Annotated in this window: 23 protein-coding genes; 11 read left to right on the top strand and 12 right to left on the bottom strand. The window is 71.7% G+C overall.

What is annotated here, in order from left to right:
* Positions 1 to 6: 6 nt before the first annotated feature.
* The 4 genes from trpE to EPA64_RS07735 form a co-directional block, all read right to left on the bottom strand.
* Entirely contained in the window at positions 7 to 1,509 is a 1,503-nt protein-coding gene (gene trpE / locus EPA64_RS07720; protein WP_134725695.1) for an anthranilate synthase component I, read from the bottom strand.
* Positions 1,509 to 3,395 (bottom strand): peptidylprolyl isomerase, encoded by a 1,887-nt coding sequence (locus EPA64_RS07725; RefSeq protein ID WP_246026663.1) that lies wholly within the window; start codon positions 3,393 to 3,395, stop codon positions 1,509 to 1,511. Before EPA64_RS07725 ends, trpE begins: the two co-directional genes overlap by 1 nt.
* Before the next feature lie 97 nt (positions 3,396 to 3,492).
* A complete protein-coding gene (locus EPA64_RS07730) occupies positions 3,493 to 4,668 on the bottom strand; it encodes an aminotransferase (protein WP_134725768.1) in 1,176 nt (391 codons plus the stop codon).
* 16 nt (positions 4,669 to 4,684) lie between these two features.
* Positions 4,685 to 5,758: a hypothetical protein gene (locus EPA64_RS07735; protein WP_134725696.1), complete on the bottom strand. Its 1,074-nt coding sequence runs from the start codon at positions 5,756 to 5,758 to the stop codon at positions 4,685 to 4,687.
* 201 nt (positions 5,759 to 5,959) lie between these two features.
* On the opposite strand from EPA64_RS07735, the gene EPA64_RS07740 reads away from it, so the two are divergent.
* From EPA64_RS07740 to lexA, 7 genes are all read left to right on the top strand, one after another.
* Positions 5,960 to 6,544 carry an anthranilate synthase component II gene (locus EPA64_RS07740; protein WP_246026672.1) on the top strand — a complete coding sequence of 195 codons (585 nt, stop codon included), beginning with the start codon at positions 5,960 to 5,962 and terminating at the stop codon, positions 6,542 to 6,544.
* Positions 6,541 to 7,569 (top strand): anthranilate phosphoribosyltransferase, encoded by a 1,029-nt coding sequence (gene trpD / locus EPA64_RS07745; protein ID WP_134725698.1) that lies wholly within the window; start codon positions 6,541 to 6,543, stop codon positions 7,567 to 7,569. The genes EPA64_RS07740 and trpD overlap by 4 nt, the downstream gene beginning before the upstream one ends.
* Positions 7,570 to 7,598: 29 nt before the next feature.
* Positions 7,599 to 8,252: a uracil-DNA glycosylase gene (locus EPA64_RS07750; protein WP_134725769.1), complete on the top strand. Its 654-nt coding sequence runs from the start codon at positions 7,599 to 7,601 to the stop codon at positions 8,250 to 8,252.
* Between the two features lie 42 nt (positions 8,253 to 8,294).
* Complete coding sequence (gene trpC / locus EPA64_RS07755) at positions 8,295 to 9,086, top strand: indole-3-glycerol phosphate synthase TrpC (RefSeq protein ID WP_134725699.1); 792 nt, start codon at positions 8,295 to 8,297, stop codon at positions 9,084 to 9,086.
* Positions 9,083 to 9,571, top strand: coding sequence for a cyclic pyranopterin monophosphate synthase MoaC (gene moaC, locus EPA64_RS07760; RefSeq protein ID WP_134725700.1), 489 nt, complete (start codon positions 9,083 to 9,085; stop codon positions 9,569 to 9,571). The genes trpC and moaC overlap by 4 nt, the downstream gene beginning before the upstream one ends.
* Positions 9,568 to 10,749, top strand: a complete 1,182-nt coding sequence (locus EPA64_RS07765) for a molybdopterin molybdotransferase MoeA (protein WP_134725701.1) — start codon at positions 9,568 to 9,570, stop codon at positions 10,747 to 10,749. The genes moaC and EPA64_RS07765 overlap by 4 nt, the downstream gene beginning before the upstream one ends.
* A gap of 96 nt (positions 10,750 to 10,845) precedes the next feature.
* Positions 10,846 to 11,568 (top strand): transcriptional repressor LexA, encoded by a 723-nt coding sequence (gene lexA, locus EPA64_RS07770; protein WP_134725702.1) that lies wholly within the window; start codon positions 10,846 to 10,848, stop codon positions 11,566 to 11,568.
* A 161-nt stretch (positions 11,569 to 11,729) separates the two neighbouring features.
* Here the strand turns inward: lexA and hemC are convergent, their stop codons facing one another.
* On the bottom strand, positions 11,730 to 12,707 hold the full coding sequence (hemC, locus tag EPA64_RS07775) for a hydroxymethylbilane synthase (RefSeq protein ID WP_134725703.1): 978 nt from the start codon (positions 12,705 to 12,707) through the stop codon (positions 11,730 to 11,732).
* Positions 12,708 to 12,808: 101 nt separating this feature from the next.
* Between hemC and hemE the strand changes: the two genes are divergently transcribed.
* Together hemE and EPA64_RS07785 are read left to right on the top strand one after the other, a co-directional pair.
* The gene (gene hemE / locus EPA64_RS07780; RefSeq protein WP_134725704.1) at positions 12,809 to 13,882 is read left to right on the top strand and encodes a uroporphyrinogen decarboxylase; all 1,074 of its coding nucleotides are present in this window, start codon (positions 12,809 to 12,811) and stop codon (positions 13,880 to 13,882) included.
* Between the two features lie 48 nt (positions 13,883 to 13,930).
* Positions 13,931 to 14,797 (top strand): EamA family transporter, encoded by an 867-nt coding sequence (locus tag EPA64_RS07785; protein WP_134725705.1) that lies wholly within the window; start codon positions 13,931 to 13,933, stop codon positions 14,795 to 14,797.
* Positions 14,798 to 14,800: 3 nt separating this feature from the next.
* Here the strand turns inward: EPA64_RS07785 and hemF are convergent, their stop codons facing one another.
* Positions 14,801 to 15,661: an oxygen-dependent coproporphyrinogen oxidase gene (gene hemF / locus EPA64_RS07790; protein ID WP_134725706.1), complete on the bottom strand. Its 861-nt coding sequence runs from the start codon at positions 15,659 to 15,661 to the stop codon at positions 14,801 to 14,803.
* 76 nt (positions 15,662 to 15,737) lie between these two features.
* Here hemF and EPA64_RS07795 point away from each other — a divergent pair, with 76 nt between their 5' ends.
* Positions 15,738 to 16,142, top strand: a complete 405-nt coding sequence (locus EPA64_RS07795; RefSeq protein ID WP_134725707.1) for a hypothetical protein — start codon at positions 15,738 to 15,740, stop codon at positions 16,140 to 16,142.
* Between the two features lies 1 nt (position 16,143).
* On the opposite strand, the gene EPA64_RS07800 is transcribed toward EPA64_RS07795, so the two are convergent.
* Together EPA64_RS07800 and clpS are read right to left on the bottom strand one after the other, a co-directional pair.
* A complete protein-coding gene (locus EPA64_RS07800; RefSeq protein ID WP_134725708.1) occupies positions 16,144 to 17,139 on the bottom strand; it encodes a class I SAM-dependent methyltransferase in 996 nt (331 codons plus the stop codon).
* Position 17,140: 1 nt separating this feature from the next.
* The gene (gene clpS, locus EPA64_RS07805) at positions 17,141 to 17,467 is read right to left on the bottom strand and encodes an ATP-dependent Clp protease adapter ClpS (protein WP_134725709.1); all 327 of its coding nucleotides are present in this window, start codon (positions 17,465 to 17,467) and stop codon (positions 17,141 to 17,143) included.
* Positions 17,468 to 17,816: 349 nt separating this feature from the next.
* Here clpS and EPA64_RS07810 point away from each other — a divergent pair, with 349 nt between their 5' ends.
* The gene (locus tag EPA64_RS07810) at positions 17,817 to 19,355 is read left to right on the top strand and encodes a D-alanyl-D-alanine carboxypeptidase family protein (protein ID WP_246026664.1); all 1,539 of its coding nucleotides are present in this window, start codon (positions 17,817 to 17,819) and stop codon (positions 19,353 to 19,355) included.
* Between the two features lie 231 nt (positions 19,356 to 19,586).
* Here the strand turns inward: EPA64_RS07810 and EPA64_RS07815 are convergent, their stop codons facing one another.
* Genes EPA64_RS07815 through EPA64_RS07830 form a run of 4 tightly spaced genes read right to left on the bottom strand, consistent with a single transcriptional unit; the run spans position 19,587 to position 22,909 of the window.
* Positions 19,587 to 20,288 (bottom strand): ABC transporter ATP-binding protein, encoded by a 702-nt coding sequence (locus EPA64_RS07815; protein WP_134725711.1) that lies wholly within the window; start codon positions 20,286 to 20,288, stop codon positions 19,587 to 19,589.
* On the bottom strand, positions 20,281 to 21,024 hold the full coding sequence (locus EPA64_RS07820) for an ABC transporter ATP-binding protein (RefSeq protein WP_134725712.1): 744 nt from the start codon (positions 21,022 to 21,024) through the stop codon (positions 20,281 to 20,283). Before EPA64_RS07820 ends, EPA64_RS07815 begins: the two co-directional genes overlap by 8 nt.
* The gene (locus EPA64_RS07825) at positions 21,017 to 22,036 is read right to left on the bottom strand and encodes a branched-chain amino acid ABC transporter permease (RefSeq protein ID WP_134725713.1); all 1,020 of its coding nucleotides are present in this window, start codon (positions 22,034 to 22,036) and stop codon (positions 21,017 to 21,019) included. Before EPA64_RS07825 ends, EPA64_RS07820 begins: the two co-directional genes overlap by 8 nt.
* 3 nt (positions 22,037 to 22,039) lie before the next feature.
* Positions 22,040 to 22,909, bottom strand: coding sequence for a branched-chain amino acid ABC transporter permease (locus EPA64_RS07830; protein ID WP_134725714.1), 870 nt, complete (start codon positions 22,907 to 22,909; stop codon positions 22,040 to 22,042).
* Between the last annotated feature and the right edge of the window lie 51 nt (positions 22,910 to 22,960).

Raw genomic sequence — 22,960 nt, forward strand, 5'->3', positions numbered from 1 at the left:
ATCAGCCTAGCCGTTGCCCCGCACGAAACGGGCCGCGCCCTCGGCGGCGCGGATCATCGCCTTGGATTTGTGGACACATTCCTGGTATTCCAGTTCGGGCACGCTGTCATAGACGACACCGCCGCCCGACTGGACATACAGCGTGTCGTCCTTGACTACCCCGGTGCGCAGCGCGATGCACATGTCCATCTCGCCGTTGGCGGCGAAATAGCCGACTGCGCCGCCATAGATGCCGCGCTTCTCCGGCTCCAGCTCGTCGATGATCTGCATTGCGCGCACCTTGGGCGCGCCGCTGACCGTCCCCGCCGGCAGCCCCGCCAGCAGCGCCGACAGCGCGTCCTCGCCCTCGCGCAGCTCGCCCACGACGTTGCTGACGATATGCATGACGTGGCTGTATCGTTCGATGATGAACTGTTCGGTCGGGCGCACGGTGCCGATGCGGGCGACCCGGCCCACGTCGTTGCGCCCCAGATCCAGCAGCATCAGATGCTCGGCCAGTTCCTTCTCGTCGGCCAGCAGGTCGGCCTCGTTCGCGCGGTCCTCCTCGGGCGTGGCGCCGCGGGGGCGGGTGCCGGCGATGGGGCGGATCGTCACTTCGCCCTCGCGCAGGCGGACCAGTATCTCGGGCGAGGCGCCGACGATCTGAAAGCCGCCCATGTTCAGGAAGAACATGAAGGGCGAGGGGTTCGTCCGCCGCAGGCTGCGATACAGCGCGAACGGCGGCAGCGGAAAGTCGATGGCCCACCGCTGCGACGGCACGACCTGGAAGATGTCGCCCGCGCGGATGTAATCCTTGGCCTTTTCCACCGCGGCCAGATAATCGGCGTGGGCAAAGTTCGACCGCGGCTGGCCGATCGCGCCGCCCCGCCCCAGCGCGCGCGGCTCGGCCGGCTGGCGGTCCAGCGACCGCAGCGCCTCCATCACCCGCTCGGCCGCCTGGGCATAGGCGGCGCGGGCGGGCACCGCCGGATCGTGCCAGGCGGGTGCGCACAAGGTCACCTCGCCCTTGACGCCGTCCAGCACGGCCACGACCGACGGGCGCAGCAGCATTGCGTCGGGCACGCCGATCGGGTCGGGGTTCACGTCCGGCAGATGTTCCACCAGCCGGATCATGTCATAGCCCAGATAGCCGAACAGCCCCGCCGCGACCGGGGGCACGCCGTCCGGCATCTCGATCCGGCTTTCGGCGATCAGCGCGCGCAGGCTGTCCAGCGCCGGGCGCGGATCGTCGCTGAACGCCTCGGCATAGCGCGCCTCGCGGTTGATCCGCGCGCGGCCGTCCCGGCATTCCCATACCAGGTCGGGCTTCATGCCGACGATGGAATAGCGGCCGCGCACCTCGCCCCCGGTGACGCTTTCCAGCACGAAGGACAGCGGCTCGGCCTCGGCCAGCTTCAGCATCAGGCTGACGGGCGTGTCCAGGTCGGCGGCCAGCCGCAGCGTCACCAGCTGGTTGCGGCCTTCGGCCCAGCCCTGCTTGAACCCGGCAAAGTCGGGCGACAGGTCCATCACTGGATCCGGGCGTTGGCGGCGTTCAGCGCCGACTGGTTCAGCGTGACCCCGTGCGACACCTGAAGCGCGCGGGCATAGGCGTCGAACAGATCGGCCTGCAGCGACTCCGTCAGCCGGTTGCCGACGCCATCGACGACGCGCTGCGCCTCGTCCACGGTCAGGTCGGCGGGGATGATGCGGTCAAGGCGGACAAGGAAGACCCGGTTCTCGGCCTCGACCACGGCGATCTCGCCCGGCTCTTTCAGGCGAAAGGCGTGGCTGACGACGTCGCCGGGCACGCCCTCGATGGCGCCGTCGCGTTCAAGCCCGGCCACGGGGACCAGCGTCGCGGCGGGGGCCGGGACCGCGGCGGCGCCATCTGCCGGAGCGGGCGCGGGCGCGTCCGATTCCAGCGCCATGCGGCGATCTTCGCCCAGGGATTTCAGCAGCCGCCCGGTCTCGGCCTGCGTCCAGTCCTCAAGCACGCGGTCGCGCACCTGATCGAACGGGATCAGCGCAGGGGGCACAAGGCTGTCCAGCCGCAGCGCAAAGACCCCGCCGTCGTCCAGCTGGTAAAGCTGGGGAAAGTCCTCGGCGGTCAGGGCGCGGGCGCGTTCGCGAAACGCCTGATAGGCGGCGATCCCCTCGGACGGGGTGTCGGCGGAATAGTCGATGCTGCCGATCTGCATGGGCGTCGCGCCCGGCATGTCCTCAAGCGTGGCGCCGCCGGCCAGCAGATCCTCGAACTGGGGGGCCTGCTCCTCGATCACGCGCCGGGCGCGGTCGGCGGCGGCCTCGGCCCGCAGGTCGGGGACGGCCTGTTCATAGGTGATGTTGGCGGGTTCAAGGATCGCGTTCATGGAAAACAGCGTCGGACCCAGGTCGGTCATGAACGGGCCGACGACGCCGGGCTGGTCCAGCGCAAAGACCGCCGCCCCCGCCGCGCCCAGATCCCCTTCGGCCATTTCGCCCAGGTCGATGTCGGTCAGCTCCAGCCCGCGCAGGTTCGCTTCCTGCTCGAACGAGGACTGGCCCGCGTCGATGCGCGCCTTCGCGGCCGTGGCGGCGGCCTCGTCGTTGAAGACCAGCCGTTCGACCATGCGCCGCTCGGGCTGCTGGAACTCGTCGATGCGCTGCTGATACAGGTCGCGCAGCGCGGCCTCATCCAGCGTCACGCTGGCCTCCAGCATCTCGGGCGTCAGCCAGACATAGGTGATCTTGCGCGTTTCGGGCGCGGTAAAGCGGTCGGCGTTGGCCTGGTGCCAGGCGGTCAGCGTGGCCTCGTCGGGGGTGGCGACCGGCGCGGGCAGGTCAGCGGCGGTCAGCTCGTCCCAGGCGATGTCGCGGCGTTCCAGCAGCCAGCCTGCGGTGCGGTCGCGCATCGTCTCGGCGCCGGTGACGCCGCCCACCACGGCGCGCTGCAGGATCAGGCGGGCCTCGTCCATGCGGACGTCGCCCTCGAACTCGGCCTCGCTCAGCCCCTCGCGGCGCAGCAGGTCGGTATAGCGGGCGCGGTCGAACTGGCCGGACGGGGTCTGGAAGCCCGGCGCGGCGACGATCTGGCGGGCGACCGCCTCGTCGCCCACGGACAGGCCCAGCTGGCGGGCCTCGTCCTCAAGCGCGGCGGCGGTGAACAGGCGCGCCTGCGCCGATTGCGGCACGCCCAAGGCGCGCGCGGTTTCGGCCGTCACCGGCTGGCCGGTCTGCGCGGAAAACGCCTGCATCTCGGACTGGATGGCGCGCAGATAATCGTCGGTGCCGACCGAGGTATCGCCCACCGCCCCGATCGCGGCAGTCGAGCTGCCCGAAAAGCTGGTGACGCCAAAGCCGCCCAGCCCCAGCAGCAGCATCCCCATGAGTAGCCACACCACGGTTGATTTGCCCTTGGTCCGCAGGCTGCCCATGTCCGTCCCCTCGTCCTTGGCCGCTGTCCGACCCTTTTCGTCGCGCCGTGTTTAGGCCGCGCCTTGCGGGGCAGCAAGACCAAGCGCGGCGCGGCGGTCAGGCGCGGAACGCGGCCAGACGGTCGGCCAGCGCCGCGATGCCGCCGGCATCCACGTTGGCAAAGGCGATGCGCAGGTGGCGCGCGCCGTCCGGGTCGTCTGCCGGCATGAACATCGTGCCCGGCAGCAGCAGGACGCCCGCCTCGGCCACCAGCCGGCGGCCAAGGTCCGACGAGGGGATGTCGAACGGGTGCCGCACCCACGCGAAATAGGCGCCGCAGCCCATGACCTGCCAGCCGGGCAGCGCGGTCATGGCGCGCGCCGTGGCGTCCCGGCGCGCCAGGATCTCGGCGCGCTCGCCGGCCAGCCAGCCGCCCAGGTTCCGCATCCCCCACAGCGCGCCGATCTGGCCCAGCTGGCCGGTCGAGATGGAAACCGTGTCCAGGAACTTCTCGACCTCGATCATGCGGTCGGTGCTGGCGATCAGCGCGCCGACGCGGTGGCCGGTCAGCCGATACGCCTTGGAAAAGCTGTAAAGCTGGATCAGCGTGTCGCCCCAGTCCGGGTCGGTGAACAGATCGTGCGGCGCGCCATCGCGGCTGTCGAAGTCGCGATAGGTCTCGTCCAGGACCAGCGCCAGCCCGCGCGTGCGCGCCAGTTCGGCGAAACCGCGCACCACCTCGGGCGGGTATTCCGCGCCCGAGGGGTTGTTGGGGCTGACCAGCACGATGGCCCGCGTGCGGTCGGAAATCAGCGCGGCCGCCCTGCCCGGGTCCGGCACCATCCCCGGCCCGCAGGGCAGCGGCACGACCCGCACCCCCTGCATGTCCAGCCACATCTTGTGGTTGAAATACCACGGCACGGGCACGATCACCTCGTCCCCCGCCCGCGCCAGCGTCGCCATCGCGGCGCAGAATGCCTGGTTGCATCCCTGCGTGATCGCGACATTCGCAGGCTCGACCCGGCCCCCATAGGCGCGCGACCAGTCCGCCGCGACCTGCGCGCGCAGGTCGGCATTGCCCAGCACCGGGCCGTAAAGATGCGCCTCGGCCCGGTCCAGCGCGGCGTCGGCGATGGCCCGGCGCAGCGGTTCGGGCGGCGGATCGACGGGCGCGGCCTGGCTGACGTTGATCAGCGGGCGATCGGGCGGAAAGGTGACGCCCTCAAGCCAGCGCCGCGCCTCCATCACCGGGGGGCGGAAGGTGGCGGCAATCGACGGGTTCAGGGGCAGCATGGGCATCGGCTCCTTATCAGGGGCGAAGGTCGGACAGGTCGGGCCGCGCGGTCGGGTCGTCGGCGGGGGGCGGCAGCGCGGGCACGGCGGCGGGCGGCGCGCTGCCCGGCGCGGGCGGCGCGGCAAGGCCAGCCAGCGGCGCGGGCAGGCGCAGGTCGGGGGCGGGGCGTGCTGCAGCGGGGCCCGGCTCCGCCGGCCGGGCGGCGAGGGCCGGGCGGGAAGCCCGCGCAGCGACCGGCGGCGTGCCGTCCGGCGGCGCGCCGACGCGCCGCGTGGCGTCTTCGCCGTCGCCCCGGACGGCTGCCGCGCTGTCGGACAAACCGCCCTGCGTGGCGGCCTCGCTGCCGTCGCTGGGCAGGCTGGCGCCAAGACCCGCGTCGCGATCCGAGATATCGCCCGTCCCGGCCGCCTGCGCCGCGACGGGATCACGCCCGCGTTCCGGCAGGCGGTCCAGGGCGGGCACCGCGACCCGCCCCGGCGGTGCGACGGGGATCGGGGCCTCTGCCGCGGGCGCGGCGGCGAGTTCCGGGCTGTCGGCACCGCGCGCCAATGCGGCGGGTGCGACCGGCGTCGCACCGGGGTCGGGCCGGACGGCCGGGGCCGATTGGCGCGCGGGGTGCGTTTCCGGTGCAGCCGGCGCGGCGGCCTGGACGTTCAGCGTCGCCACCGTGGGGGCACCCAGCGGCGCGGGCACCCGCGGCTCGTCGTCGGCCGCGCGGCGGAACTCCGATCCGACCGGCTCGGGCAGACGCTCGGACGCGGGGGCGGGACGGGCTGCATCGGCGGACGGGATGATGGCGTCGTCGGGCGGCGCCGGCACGGGCTGCGCGCGGGCATCCGGCGCGGCGGCAGGCGCAGGCTGACTGTCGCGCGCATCAGTTGCAGCGGACGCCCGGCCGGGCGGCGCGGCAGCCTCGTCCCGGACCGGTCCGGCGAGCGGCGCGGCAGACGGGCCACGGTCTCCGGCCCCGGCGCTTTCCCCCGGCGCGTCCGGCCGGTCCCTTCCGGCCTCGGGCAGCGCCAGCGACAGGGCGGCCAGCGCCGCCCCGCACATCAGCGTTCCCTGCACCAGCCCGGTCCAGAATCCCATCGCCTGCGCCCCCGTCCGTCCGGGCGCCGTGCCCGTGCAAATCCGGCGCCGGGGTTGACCCCCCACGCCGCTTTGGCACATCTATAGCTGACCGCAACAGGCGGTTCACCCCCCCTTGCAAGGCCCCTGCCGATGACCTCCGCGCCGCTGTCGCCCCCGATCGTTCACGCATCCCGCACCGCCGATGGCGCGCGGATCCTGATGATCGACAATTATGACAGCTTTACCTGGAACCTCGTGCATTACCTGGGCGAGGCGGGCGCGCGGGTCGAGGTCGTGCGCAACGACGCGCTGACGGTCGAACAGGCGCTGGCGCGGGGCGCATCGGGCATCCTGATCTCTCCCGGACCCTGCGCGCCGGCGCAGGCGGGCATCATCGTGCCCCTGATCCGCGCCGCGGCCGATGCGGGCGTGCCGGTGATGGGCGTCTGCCTTGGCCACCAGGCCATCGGCGAGGCGTTCGGTGGTGACGTGATCCGCGCCGCCCGCATCGTCCACGGCAAGGTCGACGACATCGGCCACGACGGCACGGGGCTGTTCGCGGGCCTGCCCTCGCCCCTGCGCGCGACGCGCTATCACTCGCTGACCGTCGATCCGGCGACGCTGCCCGACGCCCTGCGCGTCACCGCGACGGCGGCCGACGGCACGATCATGGGGCTGGCGCACCGGACCCTGCCGATCGAAGGGGTGCAGTTCCACCCCGAAAGCATCCGGTCCGAACACGGGCACGCCATGATCCGCAACTTCCTGTCGCGCTGTTCCAACCGGCTGGGGGCCGCGGCATGACCGAGGCGCCGACCGACATCCGCCCGCTGATCGGCCTGGCCGCGACCCGCCCGCTGGCCCCGGCCGAAGCCTATGCCGCGTTCGGCGCGCTGTTCGACGGCGCGGCCACGCCCGCGCAGATCGGCGGGCTGCTGATGGCGATGCGCGTGCGCGGCGAGACGGTGGACGAGATCGCCGCCGCCGTCCGCGCCATGCGCGTGCGCATGAACCGCATCACCGCGCCCGCCGGCGCCATCGACATCGTCGGCACCGGCGGCGACGGCAAGGGCACGCTGAACATCTCGACCGCGACGGCGTTTGTCGTGGCGGGCGCGGGCGTGCCGGTGGCCAAGCACGGCAACCGCAACCTGTCGTCAAAATCCGGGTCCGCCGACGCGCTGAGCCATCTGGGCATCGACGTGCAGGGTGGCGTCGCGCGTGCGCAGGCGGCGCTGGACGCCATCGGGCTGTGTTTCATGATGGCGACGGTGCATCACCCCGCGATGCGCCATGTCGGCCCCGCGCGGGCGGAGCTGGGGACGCGCACCATCTTCAACCTGCTGGGTCCGCTGACGAATCCCGCGGACGTGCGCATCCAGCTGACCGGCGCGTTCGCGCCCCAATGGCTGCGCCCGATGGCCGAGACGCTGCAGGCGCTGGGTTCGCAGGCGGCATGGCTGGTCCACGGCGGCGACGGCACGGACGAGCTGTCGATTGCCGCGCCGTCGCAGGTAGTGCAGCTGCGCGACGGCGCGATCACCAGCTTCGAGATCGCCCCCGAGGATGCGGGCCTGCCCGTCCACCCGTTCGAGGCCATCGTGGGCGGCGAGCCCGCGCAGAACGCAGCCGCCCTGCGCGCGCTGCTGGACGGATCGGCGGGCGCCTATCGCGACGCCGTGCTGCTGAACGCCGCCGCCGCGCTGCTGATCGCCGGGCGCGCGTCGGACCTGCGTCAAGGCGCGGACATCGCGCGCGAATCGATCGATTCCGGTGCCGCCCGCGACCGGCTGGCGCGGCTGGTGTCCCTGTGCGCGGCACCGGCCTAGGCGCGGCGCAGGGCGACCTGCCGCTGCCCCTGCCCGGCCGTGGCCCGCAGCCCGCGCCCCCTGCCGCCTGGTCGCATCTGCCGTTCTTTGCCGACGACTGGCCCACGATCAGCGAGCGGCTGACGGGGGACGACTGGCTGCCCGGCCCCGCCCGCGTCTTTGCGGCGCTGGACTCGCTGACCCCCGACACGACCCGCGTCGTGATCCTGGGGCAGGATCCCTATCCCACGCCCGGCCATGCCAACGGGCTGGCGTTCTCGGTCAACGCGGGCGTGGCGCTGCCGCGCTCGCTGGCCAACATCTATGCCGAACTGGCGGCTGACACGGGTCAGCGCCCGGCGTCGGGCGACCTGTCGCACTGGGCGTCCCAGGGCGTGCTGCTGATGAACACCGCGCTGTCCGTTGCGCCCGGCAACGCGGGCGCCCATGCCCGCTGGGGTTGGGACCGGCTGGCCCGGCAGGCCATCGCCGCCGCACAGGCGCACCGGCCGCTGGCGTTCGTGCTGTGGGGCGCACACGCGCAGGCGGCGGTGCGAGGGCTGCCCCGCGCGGACGATCTGGTGATCGCCAGCGCCCACCCGTCGCCGCTGTCGGCGCGGCGGGGGTTCTTCGGCTCGCGACCGTTTTCGCGGGTGAACGCGTGGCTGGCGGCGCGCGGCGAGACGCCCGTGCGCTGGGGGTGATCCCGGTTGCACCGCAGGCCGCGGCGGGCCACAACCGGACGCATGGATATTCTGGACCGCATCAAGACCTATAAGCTGGACGAAATCGCCAGCGCCCGCGCCGCCCGCCCCTTGGCAGATGTCGAGGCCGCCGCCCGGCAGGCGCCCCCGGTGCGCGGCTTTGCCGCCGCACTGACCCGCGCCGCCGCAACCGGCCCGGCGCTGATCGCCGAGATCAAGAAGGCAAGCCCGTCCAAGGGCCTGATCCGCCCCGATTTCGACCCGCCCGCGCTGGCCCGCGCCTATCAGGCCGGGGGCGCGGCCTGCCTGTCGGTGCTGACCGACGGCCCCAGCTTTCAGGGCGCGCCCGCGTTCCTGACCGCCGCGCGCGAGGCCTGCACCCTGCCGGTGCTGCGCAAGGATTTCCTTTACGATCCCTATCAGGTGGCCGAGGCGCGGGCCTGGGGCGCCGACTGCATCCTGATCATCATGGCCACGGTCGATGACACGCTTGCGGCCGATCTGGCGGACGCCGCCCGCCACTGGGGCATGGACGCGCTGATCGAGGTGCACGACGCCGCCGAGCTGGATCGCGCCCTGCGGATGGACGCGCCGCTGATCGGGATCAACAATCGCAATCTCAAGACCTTCGATCTTGATCTTTCGACGACGCTTGAACTTGCGCCGCGCGTCGCCGGTCGCGACGTGGTCTGCGAAAGCGGCCTGTTCACGCACGACGACCTGGCGCGGGTGATGGACGCGGGGGTCCGCCGCTTCCTGATCGGGGAAAGCCTGATGCGCCAGCCCGACGTGACCGCCGCCACCCGTGCCATCCTGGGGACGCCTGCGCCATGACGCTGACGCATTTCGACGACGCCGGGCAGGCGCACATGGTCGATGTCTCGGGCAAGACCGCCACGCTGCGCGAGGCGGTGGCCGAGGCGCTTGTGGTCATGGCGCCGGGCACCCTTGCGCTGGCACAGGGCGGCGCGGCCAAGGGCGACGTTCTGGGCGTGGCGCGGCTGGCCGGGATCATGGGTGCCAAGCGCACCGCCGATCTGATCCCGCTGTGCCACCCGCTGCCGCTGGACCGCGTGGCCGTGGACCTTGTGCCCGACCCCGCGCTGCCCGGCGTCCGCATCACCGCGACCGCCCGCACCACCGGCCGCACCGGGGTCGAGATGGAGGCGCTGACCGCCGCCACCGTCGCCGCCCTGACCGTCTATGACATGCTGAAGGCCGCCCAGAAGGACATGCGGATCGAGGGCGTTCGCCTGCTGTCCAAGACCGGCGGCAAATCCGGGGCGTTCAGGGCCGACGCCACCGGACCCGCGCGATGATCAGCGTGGACGAGGCGCTGGCGCTGGTCCTTGACCTCGCCCCCGCGCCGCAGGGCGAAACCGTTGCGCTGGTCGACGCGGCCGGGCGCTGGCTGCTGGAACCCGCCGCCTCGCGCATGACGCAGCCGCCCTTCGACGCCGCGGCGATGGACGGCTATGCGGTGCGCGCCGCCGACGGTGCGGGGCCGCTGGCCGTGGTGGGCCAGTCGGCCGCGGGCGCCGGGTGGACAGGCACCCTCGGCGCCGGGCAGGCGGTCCGCATCTTTACCGGCGCGCCGGTCCCGCAGGGCGCCGACCGTGTGGTGATGCAGGAGGATGCGCGCCGCGACGGCGATCTCGTCACCCTGGAAACGACATCGTCAAAGACAAACATCCGCCCGCGGGGAAACGATTTTTCGTCGGGCGACACTCTCGGCGCGGGCCGCCGGCTGGATGCCGCGGACATTGCGCTGCTGGCCGCGATGAACCTGCCCGCCGTGACCGTCGCCCGCGCGCCGCGCGTGGCCGTCCTGGCGGGCGGGGACGAGCTGGTGCGACCAGGCGAGATGCCGGGCGCGGGGCAGATCATCAGCTCGAACGACCTTGCCGTCGCGGCGATGGTGCGGGCGGCGGGGGGCATCGCCACGATCCTGCCCCTCGCCCGCGACACCGAGGCCAGCCTGCGCCAGGCATTCGCCGCCGCCGCCGGCCATGACGTGATCGTCACCATCGGCGGGGCGTCGGTGGGCGACCACGATCTTGTCGGCCGCGTGGCTGCCGATCTGGGCATCGACCGCGCCTTTCACCGCATCGCCATGCGCCCCGGCAAGCCGCTGATGGCGGGGCGGCTGGGAACGTCCGCGATGCTGGGACTGCCCGGCAACCCGGTGTCGGCGATGGTCTGCGCGGTCTTGTTCCTGCAGCCCCTGCTGCGCGCGATGCAGGGCGACCCTGCGCCCGGTCCCCGCCTGCGCCACGGCGTCCTGGGGACGGCGCTGGCAGCCGAGGGCGACCGCCAGCATTACCTGCGCGCGACGCGCACCGAGGACGGGGAAGGCATCGTCGTCACCCCGTTCGCGGACCAGGATTCGGCGCGCGTGCGGCTGATGGCAAGGGCGGATTCGCTGCTGGTCCGGCCGGCCGGCGATGCCGCGAAACCGGCGGGATCCCCGGTCCGCTTCATTGCCTTGCGCAATTAACCGTTTCTCAATCCGAATCAGCTTAGTCATTGACCTGCAAGGATGATCGCGCTAGAACATTCGCGGAACACAACCGCCTTGCGGGGGACGACGGGCATGCTGACAAGAAAACAGATCCAGTTGCTGGAATTCATCCAGGCGCGCATGGCGCGCGACGGGGTGCCACCGTCGTTCGACGAAATGAAACTCGCGCTCGACCTGCGGTCGAAATCGGGCATCCACCGCCTTGTGACCGCGCTGGAGGAACGGGGATTCATCCGCCGCCTGCCGCACCGCGCGCGGGCGCTGGAAATCGTGCGCCTGCCCGACGCGCTGATGCGCGGCAGCGCCGCGTCGGCTGACGCGACCGGCGGGTTCACGCCCCGCGTCATCACGAATGACCGCGCCGCGCCCGCGGCCCGACCGCGCGGCGCGATGACGATCACGGACAGCCCGGCGGTCGAACTGCCGGTCATGGGGCGCATCGCCGCCGGCGTCCCGATCGAGGCGATATCCGAGGTGTCGCACCATATCGCCGTTCCCGGCTCGATGCTGACCGGCCGCGACCACCACTATGCGCTTGAGGTGCGGGGCGATTCGATGATCGAGGCGGGGATCAACGACGGCGACGTGGTCGTGATCCGCGAACAGGACCACGCCGACAACGGCGACATCGTGGTGGCCCTCGTCGAAGGGTCCGAGGCGACGCTGAAGCGTTATCGCCGCCGCGCCGGCATGATCGCGCTCGAGGCGGCCAACCCGGCCTATGAAACCCGCATGCTGCCCGAAAGCAAGGTGCAGGTGCAGGGCCGCCTGGTGGGCCTGATCCGCAGCTATTAGACCCGCCGGGCGCTTGGCTGCGGTCGCCCCCGCAGCATCACTGCCGGCAAGACCCGCCACGCCGTCAGGGGCTCAGCGGATCGTCTTGCGCCCGGATCTGCCTCGGCGGCCTGGTCGTCGCGGGGTGACGGTCCACCATCCCCCTGCCGTGGCAGCTCGCCTCAACGGACCGGCGGCGACCGGCGTTCGGCGTTGATGCCCATCAGGTCAAAGTAATCCGCAGGCGCCCGCGCCAGCAGCTCTTCGGCCAGATCGCGGCCCATGCGGCGGCGGTCCGCAACCGGACCCTCGCGGTCGCCCCGGATCGACAGCGACCCGTCCGGCAGCAGGATCTCGCCGCGCAGGCGCAGCCCGTCGCCGGCCACCTCGGCCAGCCCCGCGATCGGCGTCTCGCACGACCCGTCCAGGCGTTCCAGGAACGCGCGCTCGGCCTCGACCCGCAGCGTCGTCGGCAGGTCCGAGATGGGCGCCAGCAGCGATGCGGCGATCGAATCCGCCTCTCGCCGTTCCACCCCGATCGCGCCCTGCGCGACCGCCGGCAGCATGTCATCGGTGTCGATCACGCCGCGCACCACGTCCAGCATCCCCAGCCGCGTCACGCCTGCCAGCGCCAAAAACGTCGCCTCGGCCACGCCGTCGTCCAGCTTTTTCATCCGCGTCTGCACGTTTCCGCGAAACTCGACCAGCCTCAGGTCCGGACGGCGATGCATCAGCTGCGCGCGACGGCGCAGGCTGGACGATCCGACGACCGTGCCGGGCGGCAGGGCCGCGACCGACTCCCACCGGCGGCTGACGAATGCGTCGCGCACGTCCTGCCGGGGCAGGTAACAGTCGATGACCAGCCCCTCGGGCTGCAAGACCGGCATGTCCTTCATCGAATGGACGGCGATGTCGATGCGGCGGTCCAGCAGCGCGTCCTCGATCTCGCGCGTGAACAGACCCTTGCCGCCGATTTCCTTCAGCGGGCGGTCCAGCACGCGGTCGCCGGTGGTCTTGATGACCACGATCTGGAACGCGTCCTGCGGCAGGTCGTGGGCGGCCATCAGGCGGTCGCGGGTCTCGTGCGCCTGCGCCAGCGCCAGGGCCGAACCGCGGGTTCCGATGCGAAGCGGGCGGGAGGGGGTGGGAAGCGCGTCCATGCGCCCCGGTTAGCGCCGCGCGGCTGCGTTGACAACCGCTGCCGCGGCGGATGCGTCGCCCTGCCGCTTGCAGCCGGCGGGCGGCCTTGCCACAAGGGCGCATGACCCTGATCGCCGCCCCCCCTGCCCCCCGCCCGACCAAGACCATCCTGCGCGCCCTGGCGGGCGAGACATTGCCGGTCCCGCCGATCTGGATGATGCGGCAGGCGGGGCGCTATCTGCCCGAATACCGCGCGACCCGCGCCCAGGCGGGCGACTTCCTCAAGCTGTGCTATACCCCCGACCTTGCGGCCGAGGTCACGCTGCAGCCGATCCGGCGGTTCGGCTTCGACGCGGCGATCATGTTCGCCGACATCCTGCTGGTGCCGCAGGCGCTGGGGTCCGACCTGTGGTTCGTCACCGGAGAGGGGCCGCGCCTGTCCACCATCACCGACGCCGCGGGCGTTGCCGCCCTGCGCCCCGCCGGCTCGGTCCACGACACGCTGGCCCCGGTCTATGAGACGCTGCGCATCCTGCGCCGCGAACTGCCCGCGGAAACGACGCTGATCGGCTTTGCGGGCGCACCCTGGACCGTCGCCACCTATATGGTCGCGGGGCGCGGCACCAAGGACCAGGCCCCCGCACACGCGATGAAGCAGGCGGACCGCGCAGCCTTTGCCGCGCTGATCGACCGCATCGGCGACGCGACGGTGGAATATCTGTCGGCCCAGATCGAGGCCGGGGCCGAGGTCGTCAAGCTGTTCGACAGCTGGGCGGGCAGTTTGCGCGGGCAGGATTTCGACGATTTCGCGGTCGCGCCCACGGCGCGGATCATCGCCGCGCTGAACGACCGCCACCCCGGCATCCCGGTCATCGCCTTCCCGCGCGAGGCGGGGCCGCGCTATGTCGGCTTTGCCGCCGCGACCGGGGCCGACGCGGTGGCGCTGGACAACGGGGTCAGCGCCGAATGGGCCGCGATGAATGTCCAGCGCGCCGGTCCCGGCGGCTGCGTGCAGGGCAATCTGGACCCGCGGCACATGGTCACCGGCGGGCCGGAGCTTGTGGACGAGACGCGGCGCATCGTCCGCGCCCTTGCCGGCGGGCCGCATATCTTCAACCTCGGGCACGGGATCACGCCGGATGCCGATCCCGACAATGTCGCGCTGATGATCGAAACCGTGCGCGCGGGCGGCTGACACGGGCACGGGCTGACAAGGGCGCGGGCTGACAGGGGCACGGGCGGCATGTGGATCGTCGCCACGCTGATCGCCGCCGCCGCCCAGACCGGGCGCAATGCCGCGCAGGCCGGGCTGACCGCGCGCATCGGAACCATGGGTGCGACAGGGGTGCGGTTCCTCTTCGGCATGCCCTTTGCGCTGTTGTTTCTTTGGGTGCTGGCACTGGCCGAACCGGTGCCGCTGCCCGGCGCGCGGTCGCTGGGCTTTGCCGCGATGGGGGCGGCGGCGCAGGTGGGCGCCACCGCGCTGATGCTGACGGCGATGCGGCTTCGCGGGTTCGCGGTCGCCACCGCCCTGATCAAGACCGAGCCGGTGACGCTGGCCCTCATGGGCGCGCTGATCCTGGCCGAGCCGCTGGGACCGCAGCGCGCGGGCGCCATCGCGCTGGCGACGCTGGGGGTTCTGATGGCGTCGGGCGGGGGCTGGGGCCGCGCCGCGCCGGGGGCTGCGGCGGTGGCGGTCGCAGCGGGGGCGCTGTTCGGCCTGTCTGCAGTCGGTTTTCGCGGGGCAATCCTCGCCCTGCCCGAGGGCAGCGAGATGATGCGGGCGGCGACGATCCTTGTGCTGTCCATGACGCTGCAGATTCTGGTGGTGGGCGGCTGGCTGGCGCTGGCCGACCGGGGCGCGCTGCGCGGCATGGCGCTAGCGTGGCGCGAATCGCTTGGCGCGGGGTTGCTGGGCGCCCTCGCCTCGCAGTTCTGGTTTCTCGGCTTTGCGCTGACCTCGGCGGCGAACGTCCGCACCCTCGCGCTGGTCGAGGTCGCGCTGGCCGCTGCGGTCAGCCGCCGGCGGCGCGAGGCGATGACGCAAGCGCAGATGCTGGGCATGGCGCTGATCGTCGCAGGCGTGGGCTGGCTGCTGGCGGCAGGCTGAACCCTAGACCCACTTCGCCAGCGGCGGCAGGCTCATCAGGACGGCGTCGGCGTTGTGCCCGGTCTCCAGCCCGAACTTCGTCCCGCGGTCATAGACAAGGTTGTATTCCGCATAAAGCCCGCGGTGGATCAGCTGCGCGTCGCGGTCCGCGTCGCTCCAGGGCTGCGCCATCCGCGCCTCGGCCAGCGGCAGGAACGCCGGCAGGAAGGCCGCGCCCACGTCGCGGGTGAACGCGAAATCCGCCTGCCAGTCGCCGCTGTTCAGGTCGTCATAGAAGATGCCGCCCACGCCCCGCGCACGGCCGCGATGCGGGATGAAGAAATACTCGTCCGCCCACGCCTTGAAGCGGTCATAGTAATTGGCCCCGTGCGCCGCGCAGGCCATGCGCAGCGTGTCATGGAAATGTGCCGTATCCCTGGGATACTCGATGCAGGGGTTCAGGTCCGCCCCGCCCCCGAACCACCACGCGCCCGGCGTCCAGAACATCCGGGTGTTCATGTGGACGGCCGGGGCATGCGGGTTCTGCATATGCGCGACCAGGCTGATGCCCGACGCCCAGAACCGCGGGTCGTCCGCCATCCCCGGAACGCCGCGCGCGGCCATCGCCGCCTGCGCGCGGGGCGCCAGCGTGCCATGCACCTCGGACCAGTTGACGCCGACCTTCTCGAACACGCGGCCGCCGCGCATCACCGACATGATGCCGCCGCCGCCATCGCCCGCACGCTCGGTCGGGGTTACGGTGAACCGGCCGGGCGGCGCGTCGCCGGGGCCGCGATCCTCCAGCGCCTGAAACGCGGCGGTGATCCGGTCGCGGAGATCGCGGAACCACCGCGACGCGGCGCTGCGCTGTTCTGTCATGTCCATCGCGGGCCTCTTTCGTGATTTGCGGGGCGCGCGGCGCGGCGCTAGGCTTGGCCGTCCCTGATTAGAGGCCGCCCCGATGACCCGCAACCTTGCCCTGACCGCGCTGGCCTGCGTGACGCTGGCCGCCTGCGGCACCCCCCAGCAGCAGTGCATCGCGCAGAACACCCGCGAATACCGCGTCGTCACGAACCTGCTGGACGAGGTGCAGGGCAATCTGGCGCGCGGTTATGCCTGGGAAGAGCGCGAGGTCACCCGCACCGTCTGGCGCGACTGTTCGTCCGTCTGGCGCGACAAGGACGGCAACCGGCGCATCGTGGACCGGCCCTGCCTGCGCGACGTGACCGACATCGAGCGTTACCGCGTGCCCATCGACCCGGCGGCCGAGACGCGCAAGCGCGACAACCTCAGTGCGCGCCAGGCCGCGCTGCTGCCGCGGGCCGAACAGGTCGTCCGCGCCTGCCGCGCGGCGCATCCCGAATGACCTAGCGCCGCCTGGGCCGCCCCGCCCCGGTCGCGGTGATGACCTTGAACCGCGCGTCGCCCGCGATCTCCTGCACCTGCGCGAAATGCTCGGCCAGCACCGGCTCGTACGGCAGGTGCCGGTTGGCGACCATCCACAGCCGCCCCGCCCCGGTCAACAGCCCGGCGGCCGCCCGGATGAAGCGCGCGCCCAGATGCGGGTCGGGGCTGCGGGTGTCGTGGAAGGGCGGGTTCATGACCACCCCGTTCACCGGATCGGGCAGGCGAAAACTCGTCGCGTCCGCCCAATGGAACACCGCGCGCGGATCGGTCACGTTGCGCCGGGCGCAGTCCAGCGCGACGGCGTCCGCCTCGACCAGGTGCAGCGTCTCGACGCCCGGGCGGGCCAGCACCAGCGCGGACAACCAGCCCCAGCCCGCCCCCAGATCGACGACGCGGGTCGGCATCCGGTCGGGCAGCGCCGCCGCCAGCGCCTGCGAGGCCGGATCGGCCGCATCGGCCGAGAAGACGCCCGGCGCAGTGACAAAGCCGTCCCCGACCACCCGCTCGGCCCCCGCCCAGTCGGCGGGCAGCCAGTCGCCCTGCGGGACGGTCAGGCGCATGATCTTGCCGTGGGCGCGCGACTGCACCTCGTCCACCGCCGCCAGCGCGCGCAGGTCGCGCAGCATCGAATCGATGCCGTCGGTCTTTTGCCCGTCGACCCACAGGCTGGCGCCGGGGGCCAGCCGCGCGGCGGCGGCGGCGACACGGGCGCGGGCTTCGGCCTTGGCGCGGGGCAGGAACACGATCGCGGCGGCGAAATCCGCCCCCGGCACCGCCGCGGGCGTCGGAACCACGCGGAAGCCGCGCCCGGCAAGGGCGTCGTGATCGGGACGGAACCCCTGCACCACGACGGTATCGTCCGGAGCGAACCCCTGCAAATCCTCGGTGGCGCGGGGGCCGACCAGCAACAGCCGGCCCGCCGGCGGGGCGATCAGTTCCAGCCGCGATCCGGCCATGTCATTCCTTTTCCATCGTGCATTGCAGCGGGTGCTGCTGGCGGCGCGCCAGTTCCATCACCTGCGCCACCTTGGTTTCCGCCACCTCGTGCGAGAAGACGCCCACCACGGCGATCCCCTTGCGATGCACGGTCAGCATGATCTCGATCGCCTGCGCGTGGGTCATGCCGAACAGCCGTTCCAGGATATGGACGACGAACTCCATCGGGGTGAAATCGTCGTTCAGCAACAGCACCTTGTACAGCGGCGGGCGCTGCGTCCTGGGCTTGACCTTGGTCGCCAGATCGGCGTCGCCGCCGGGATCCTGCGGCTTTCCGGGGTCGCTCATGCGGGGCTGCGGCGTGCGCGGCTGGGTCAATGTCGGTTCCTGGTCGGCGTCGGGGCAAGGGGTCGAACGCCAGCAATATAGACACTCGGCCCGCCAAGGAAAGGGCGCCGGGCTGCGCGCGGCGATCGGCCCGCGCGTACAAATCAGGGAAAAACGCGGTTTCGGGATGAAAACGCCCGTGCTATTGTCAGGGCATTAACGAAGGGCGTGCCATGATGAACGCGCCCTCGCAGGCAGAGAGAGCGGGACAGTGCAAAAAATCGTCATGACCCTCGTCGCGGGGTTGATCGCCGTTATGAGCGCGCTTGCGCCCCCAGCGGCCGTCGCCGCGCCATTCGCCGCCTTTGTGATGGATGCGCGAACCGGCAAGGAAATCTATTCGCAGAACGCGGACGCGCGGCTGCATCCCGCCTCGCTGACCAAGATGATGACGCTTTACATGGCGTTCACCGCCATCGAACGGGGTCAGGTCCGGCTGGACTCGCGGTTCACCGTGTCGTCGCACGCGGCATCCCAGCCGCCGTCGCGCCTGGGGCTGCGCGCCGGGCAAAAGATCGAGCTGCGCTATCTGATCCGCGCCGCCGCGGTCAAATCGGCCAATGACGCCGCCACGGTGATCGGCGAGGGACTGGCCGGGTCCGAGCCGCAGTTCGGCAGCCAGATGACCGCGATGGCGCGCGCGCTGGGGATGCGCAACACCGTGTTCCGCAACGCCAACGGGCTGACGCAGTCGGGGCATCATTCGTCTGCGCGCGACATGACGATCCTGGGGCGGCGGCTGTTCTATGATTTCCCGCAGTATTATTCGATCTTTTCGCGCCGTTCGGCCGACGCGGGGATTGCGACCGTGTCCAGCACGAACAAGCGGTTCCTTGACAGCTACAAGGGCGCGGACGGGATCAAGACGGGCTATACCCGCGCCGCAGGCTTCAACCTGACGGCGTCGGCGCAGCGCGGGCCCAAGCGGATCATCGCGACCGTGCTGGGCGGGCAATCCACGGCGCAACGCAACGCGGTCATGGCCCAGCTGCTGGACGCAGGCTTCGGCAGCGCGCCGACCCGGGTGAAGGAAATAAGGCCCGACGCCCCCGCCTATCTGGTCGAGAAGAAGCGTTCGGTGAAAGTGGCGCGGGCCGAGGCGCCGCCGGTGGCGCCGGTCCGGCTGAAGCCCGAGGCGGCCGAACCCGCGCGCCGGACCGCCGTGGCGGCCGCGCCCCCGGTTCCGCGCGGCGACCGCGTGACGGCCGCCCTGGCCGAGGCGCAGGCGATGCCCGCCGCCGCGCCGGCGACGCCCGCCGCGGCCGAGGCCGCGCCCGCCGTCCGGCTGGCGTCCAGCGCCCGCCCCCTGCCCCGGCCCGGCCGTTCCCGCGCGGCAGAAGCCGAACCGGTCGTCGTTGCGGCCGCCCCCGCCGCGCCGGTCGAGGCGGACCGGCCCAGCCCCGCACCACGCAGCGAAAGTGCGGTGAAGGTGGCGAAAAAGACACCAGGCTCGACGATCCCGGCGGTCGAGGCGGCGACCCTGCCGTCCCGGCTGGCGTCATCGACCGCGCCGCGCCGCAAATCGGAAACCGTGATCCTTGCGGCGATGGAGGAAGAGGGCGACCGGTCGGAACCCGAGGCGACCGAGATCGTCTCGCGCACCTCGACCAAGGGCAGCCGCAGCTATGGCGTCTCGCTGGGCGTCTATGCGTCCAAGCACGAGGCCGAACAGCTGCTGCTGCGCACCGCATTGCAGGAAACGTCCGTTCTGGACGACGCGCGCCGCCACGTGGACAACACGCGGCGCGGGTGGGAGGCGCAGTTCACCGGCATGACCCGCAACGCCGCCAACCTGATCTGCGGCAAGATCGGGTCGAAGGCGCAGAACTGCACGGTGACCGGGCCCTGACATCGGGGAACCGCCATCGCCCGCTGCGGTTTCGACCACGGGCTGCCGAACCGCATGATCCTGCCAGCGTCGCCGCTGGCAGGATTTTTTCATGGTCGTGGACTGACCGCCGCGCGGCCGGGATCGGCGCTCTGCCTTGCTTGCCGCCCCCTGTGCGCCGCGCGGCCCCGGGATTGCGCGGACCTGTCGCCAGCGCGCCACCGGTGGGCCGTGTTGCCCGGACAGATCGCCTCAGACGCCCAGCCAGCGGTGCTGCGCCCCGGTGTCGGCGCGGATGTCGGAAGGCCCGCCCGACCAGACGGCCTGACCCTTGCTGACGATCACCACGTCGTCGGCCAGGCTGGTGGCGAAGCCGAAGTTCTGTTCGACCAGCACCATCGACAGGCCGGTGCGCTTGAGGTCCATCAGCCGGTCGTGGATCAGCCTGACGATGATCGGCGCCAGCCCTTCGGTCGGCTCGTCCAGGATCAGCAGGCGCGGGTTCATCAGCAGCGTGCGGGCGATGGCCAGCATCTGCTGCTCGCCCCCCGACAGCTGCATGCCGCCGTTCCCCATCCGCTCGCCCAGACGGGGGAACAGGTCCAGCACGCGATCCCGCGTCCAGCCGCCGGGCGGCACCGGAAAGCGGCGCGCGGCCAGGTCGAGGTTCTCGCGCACGGTCAGCGACGCAAAGATGTCGCGGGTTTCCGGCACATAGCCCAGCCCCATGCGGGCGATGCGATGCGGGCGTTCGCGGTGCAAGGGCCGGCCCTGAAAGCTGATCTGCCCGGCGGTCGCCGGCAGCAGGCCCATCACCGTCTTCAACGTCGTGGATTTGCCCGCGCCGTTGCGCCCCAGGATCGCCAGCACCCGCCCCGGACGGGCGCGAAAGGTCATGCCGTGCAGCACCCGCGTCTCGCCATAGCCGGACTGGACCCCGCTCAGCTCAAGCATCGGCCCAGTGTCCCAGATAGATGTCCTTCAGCAGCCGGCTGCCGCGCGCGTCCTCGGGCGAGCCGTCAAAAACGACCTCGCCGTGGTTCAGCACGGTGATGCTGTCGGCGACGGCAAAGGCCAGATCCATGTCGTGTTCGATGATCAGCAGCGTCAGGTCGCGCGGCAGGTCGTTCAGCAGGTCGTGAAAGCCCCTGGACATCTCAGGCCCGACGCCGGAGGTCGGCTCGTCCATCAGCAGGACCAGCGGGCGCGTGGCCAGCGCCACCGCCACCTCAAGCTGGCGGCGCACGCCATAGGACACATCGCCGACGCGGGCGTGCAGGTGGGGCATCAGCCGCAGCTGTTCGGCCACCTCGCGCACGGTGTCCCGCACGTCGTGGCGGGTCAGGCTGTCGTGGCGGATGGAATGCCAGTGGCCATGCGCGACGGCGGCGGCAAGGCCCAGGTTCTCCTCGACCGTCAGCCCGTCGAACAGCGTGTTGCGCTGATAGCTGCGCGACAGGCCGCGCCGGGCGCGCGCCTGCACGGTCAGGCCGGTCACGTCTTCGCCCGCCAGCAGGATCTGGCCCGCGTCGGGCCGTGTCTCGCCCACAAGCTGGTTGAACAGCGTCGTCTTGCCCGCCCCGTTGGGTCCAAGGATCACCCGCCGCTCGCCGCGTTGCAGGCGCAGCGAGACGTCGCGCGTGACATGGACGGCGCCAAAGCGTTTCGACAGGCCCCGCGTCTCAAGCATCGTCGCGCGCCCTTGTCCCCGCCGCATCCGTGCGGCCCTGCGCGTCGATTGCGTCCCCCGCCGTGACCTTCCGCGCGCGCGACAGCCGCTGTTCCACCCAGCCGAAGATCCCGTTCGCGCGGCTCATCACCACGGCGATCAGGATGACGCCGACGAAAAGATGCCAGTAGTCGGTATGCGCGCTGATTTCATGTTTCAGCATGACAAAGGCGATGGCGCCGATCACCGGGCCGATGATCGTGCCGAGCCCGCCCAGGATCACCACGACCAGCGCCTCGCCCGAGACGGTCCAGTTCAGCAGGCCGGGCGAGACGAACATCACATGCTGCGCCGCCAGCGCCCCCGCCACCGCGGCGATCATGCCCGACAGGCCGAACATGTCGGCCTTGATGCGCCAGACGTTGACCCCCAGCGCGCGCATCCGCTGTTCGTTGTGCATGATCCCCGTCAGGGTGCGGCCCAGCCCCGCCTGCAGCACATGGGTCGCGAACCAATAGACCCCGCCCAGCAGCAGCAGGCAAAAGAACGCAAAGCTGCGCGGGTCGTTCAAATCCACCCCGATCAGCGACAGGTCGATGCGCGGCACGCCGGACATGCCGTCATCGCCGCCGAAGGCAGGCTGTTCGAACACGATGGAATAGGCCATCTGCCCGAAGGCCAGCGTCGCCATGATGAAATAGATGCCCTGGCTGCGCCCGCAGACCGCGCCGATCGCCCAGGCGGCCGCGCCCGTGATGGCGACGGCGCCGGCAAAGGCCGCGGGTGGCGCCAGCCCGGCCTTGACGGTCAGCATGGCGTAGCCATAGGCCCCGGCGCCCATCAGCGCGCCGTGGCACAGCGACACCATGCCGCCAAAGCCCGCGACCATGTCCAGCGCGATGACAAGGATGGCCAGGATCGCGATCTCGGCCACAAGCTCCAGCCCGAAATACTCGGCGGTCAGCACCCGCAGCACGGCCGCGGCGGCGACAAGGCCAAGGGTCCAGAAACGCAGGGCGGTGTGGCGGAACATCGCTCAGCCCCGCGCCGGGAACAGGCCCGCAGGGCGCAGGATCAGCACCGCCGCCAGCAGCCCATAGATCAGGATCGAGGCGAGCTGCGGGAACAGCACCGCCCCGAAGGTCTGCACCGCCCCATAGATCAGCGATCCCGCGACCGCCCCGTTCAGGCTGCCAAGTCCGCCGATCACGATGACGATCAGCGTCGGCACCAGGATCTGCAGCCCCATGTCGGGCGTCACCGACAGGATCGGCGCGGCGACCGCGCCCGCCAGACCCGCCAGCGCGCAGCCGACGCAGAACACGACAAAGAACATCCGCTCCACGTCGATGCCCATGCAGGCCGCCATCTGGTCGTTGTCCACGCCCGCGCGGATCATGGCCCCGATCTGCGTGCGGTTCAGCACCAGCGCCAGCGCCCCCCAGATCGCCAGCCCCAGCGCGATCACGAACAGCCGATAGGCGGGGTATTCGACACCCAGCACCGCCACCCGCCCGTCCAGCACCGCCGGAACCGGCGCGGACAGCGCCTGCGCGCCCCAGACGATCCGCGTCAGGTCCAGCATGACGAAGATCAGCCCGAAGGTCACCAGCACCTGCGCCATCGGCCCCGCCCGGCGCATCCGCCGGATGCACCCCAGATACAGCAGCACCCCCAGCGCCGCGACCGCCAGCGGCGCGATCAGCAGCCCGCCCCAGAACCCCAGGGCCGCGCCCGCCGTCGCCGCCGCATAGGCGCCGAACGCATAAAGCGCGCCGTGGGCGAGGTTGACGAAATGCATCAGCCCAAAGATGACGGTCAGCCCCACCGACAGCAGGAACAGCAGCATTGACAGTTGCAGGGCGTTCAGGCCCTGCAGCACCCAGAAGCCCAGATCGCCCTGCATCGCGCCCCCTTGTTTCCGATTACAGTCAATCCGGGCCTCGGCCGAGGCGGC

This window comes from Paracoccus luteus, assembly GCF_004522155.1.
Taxonomy (GTDB): domain Bacteria; phylum Pseudomonadota; class Alphaproteobacteria; order Rhodobacterales; family Rhodobacteraceae; genus Paracoccus; species Paracoccus luteus.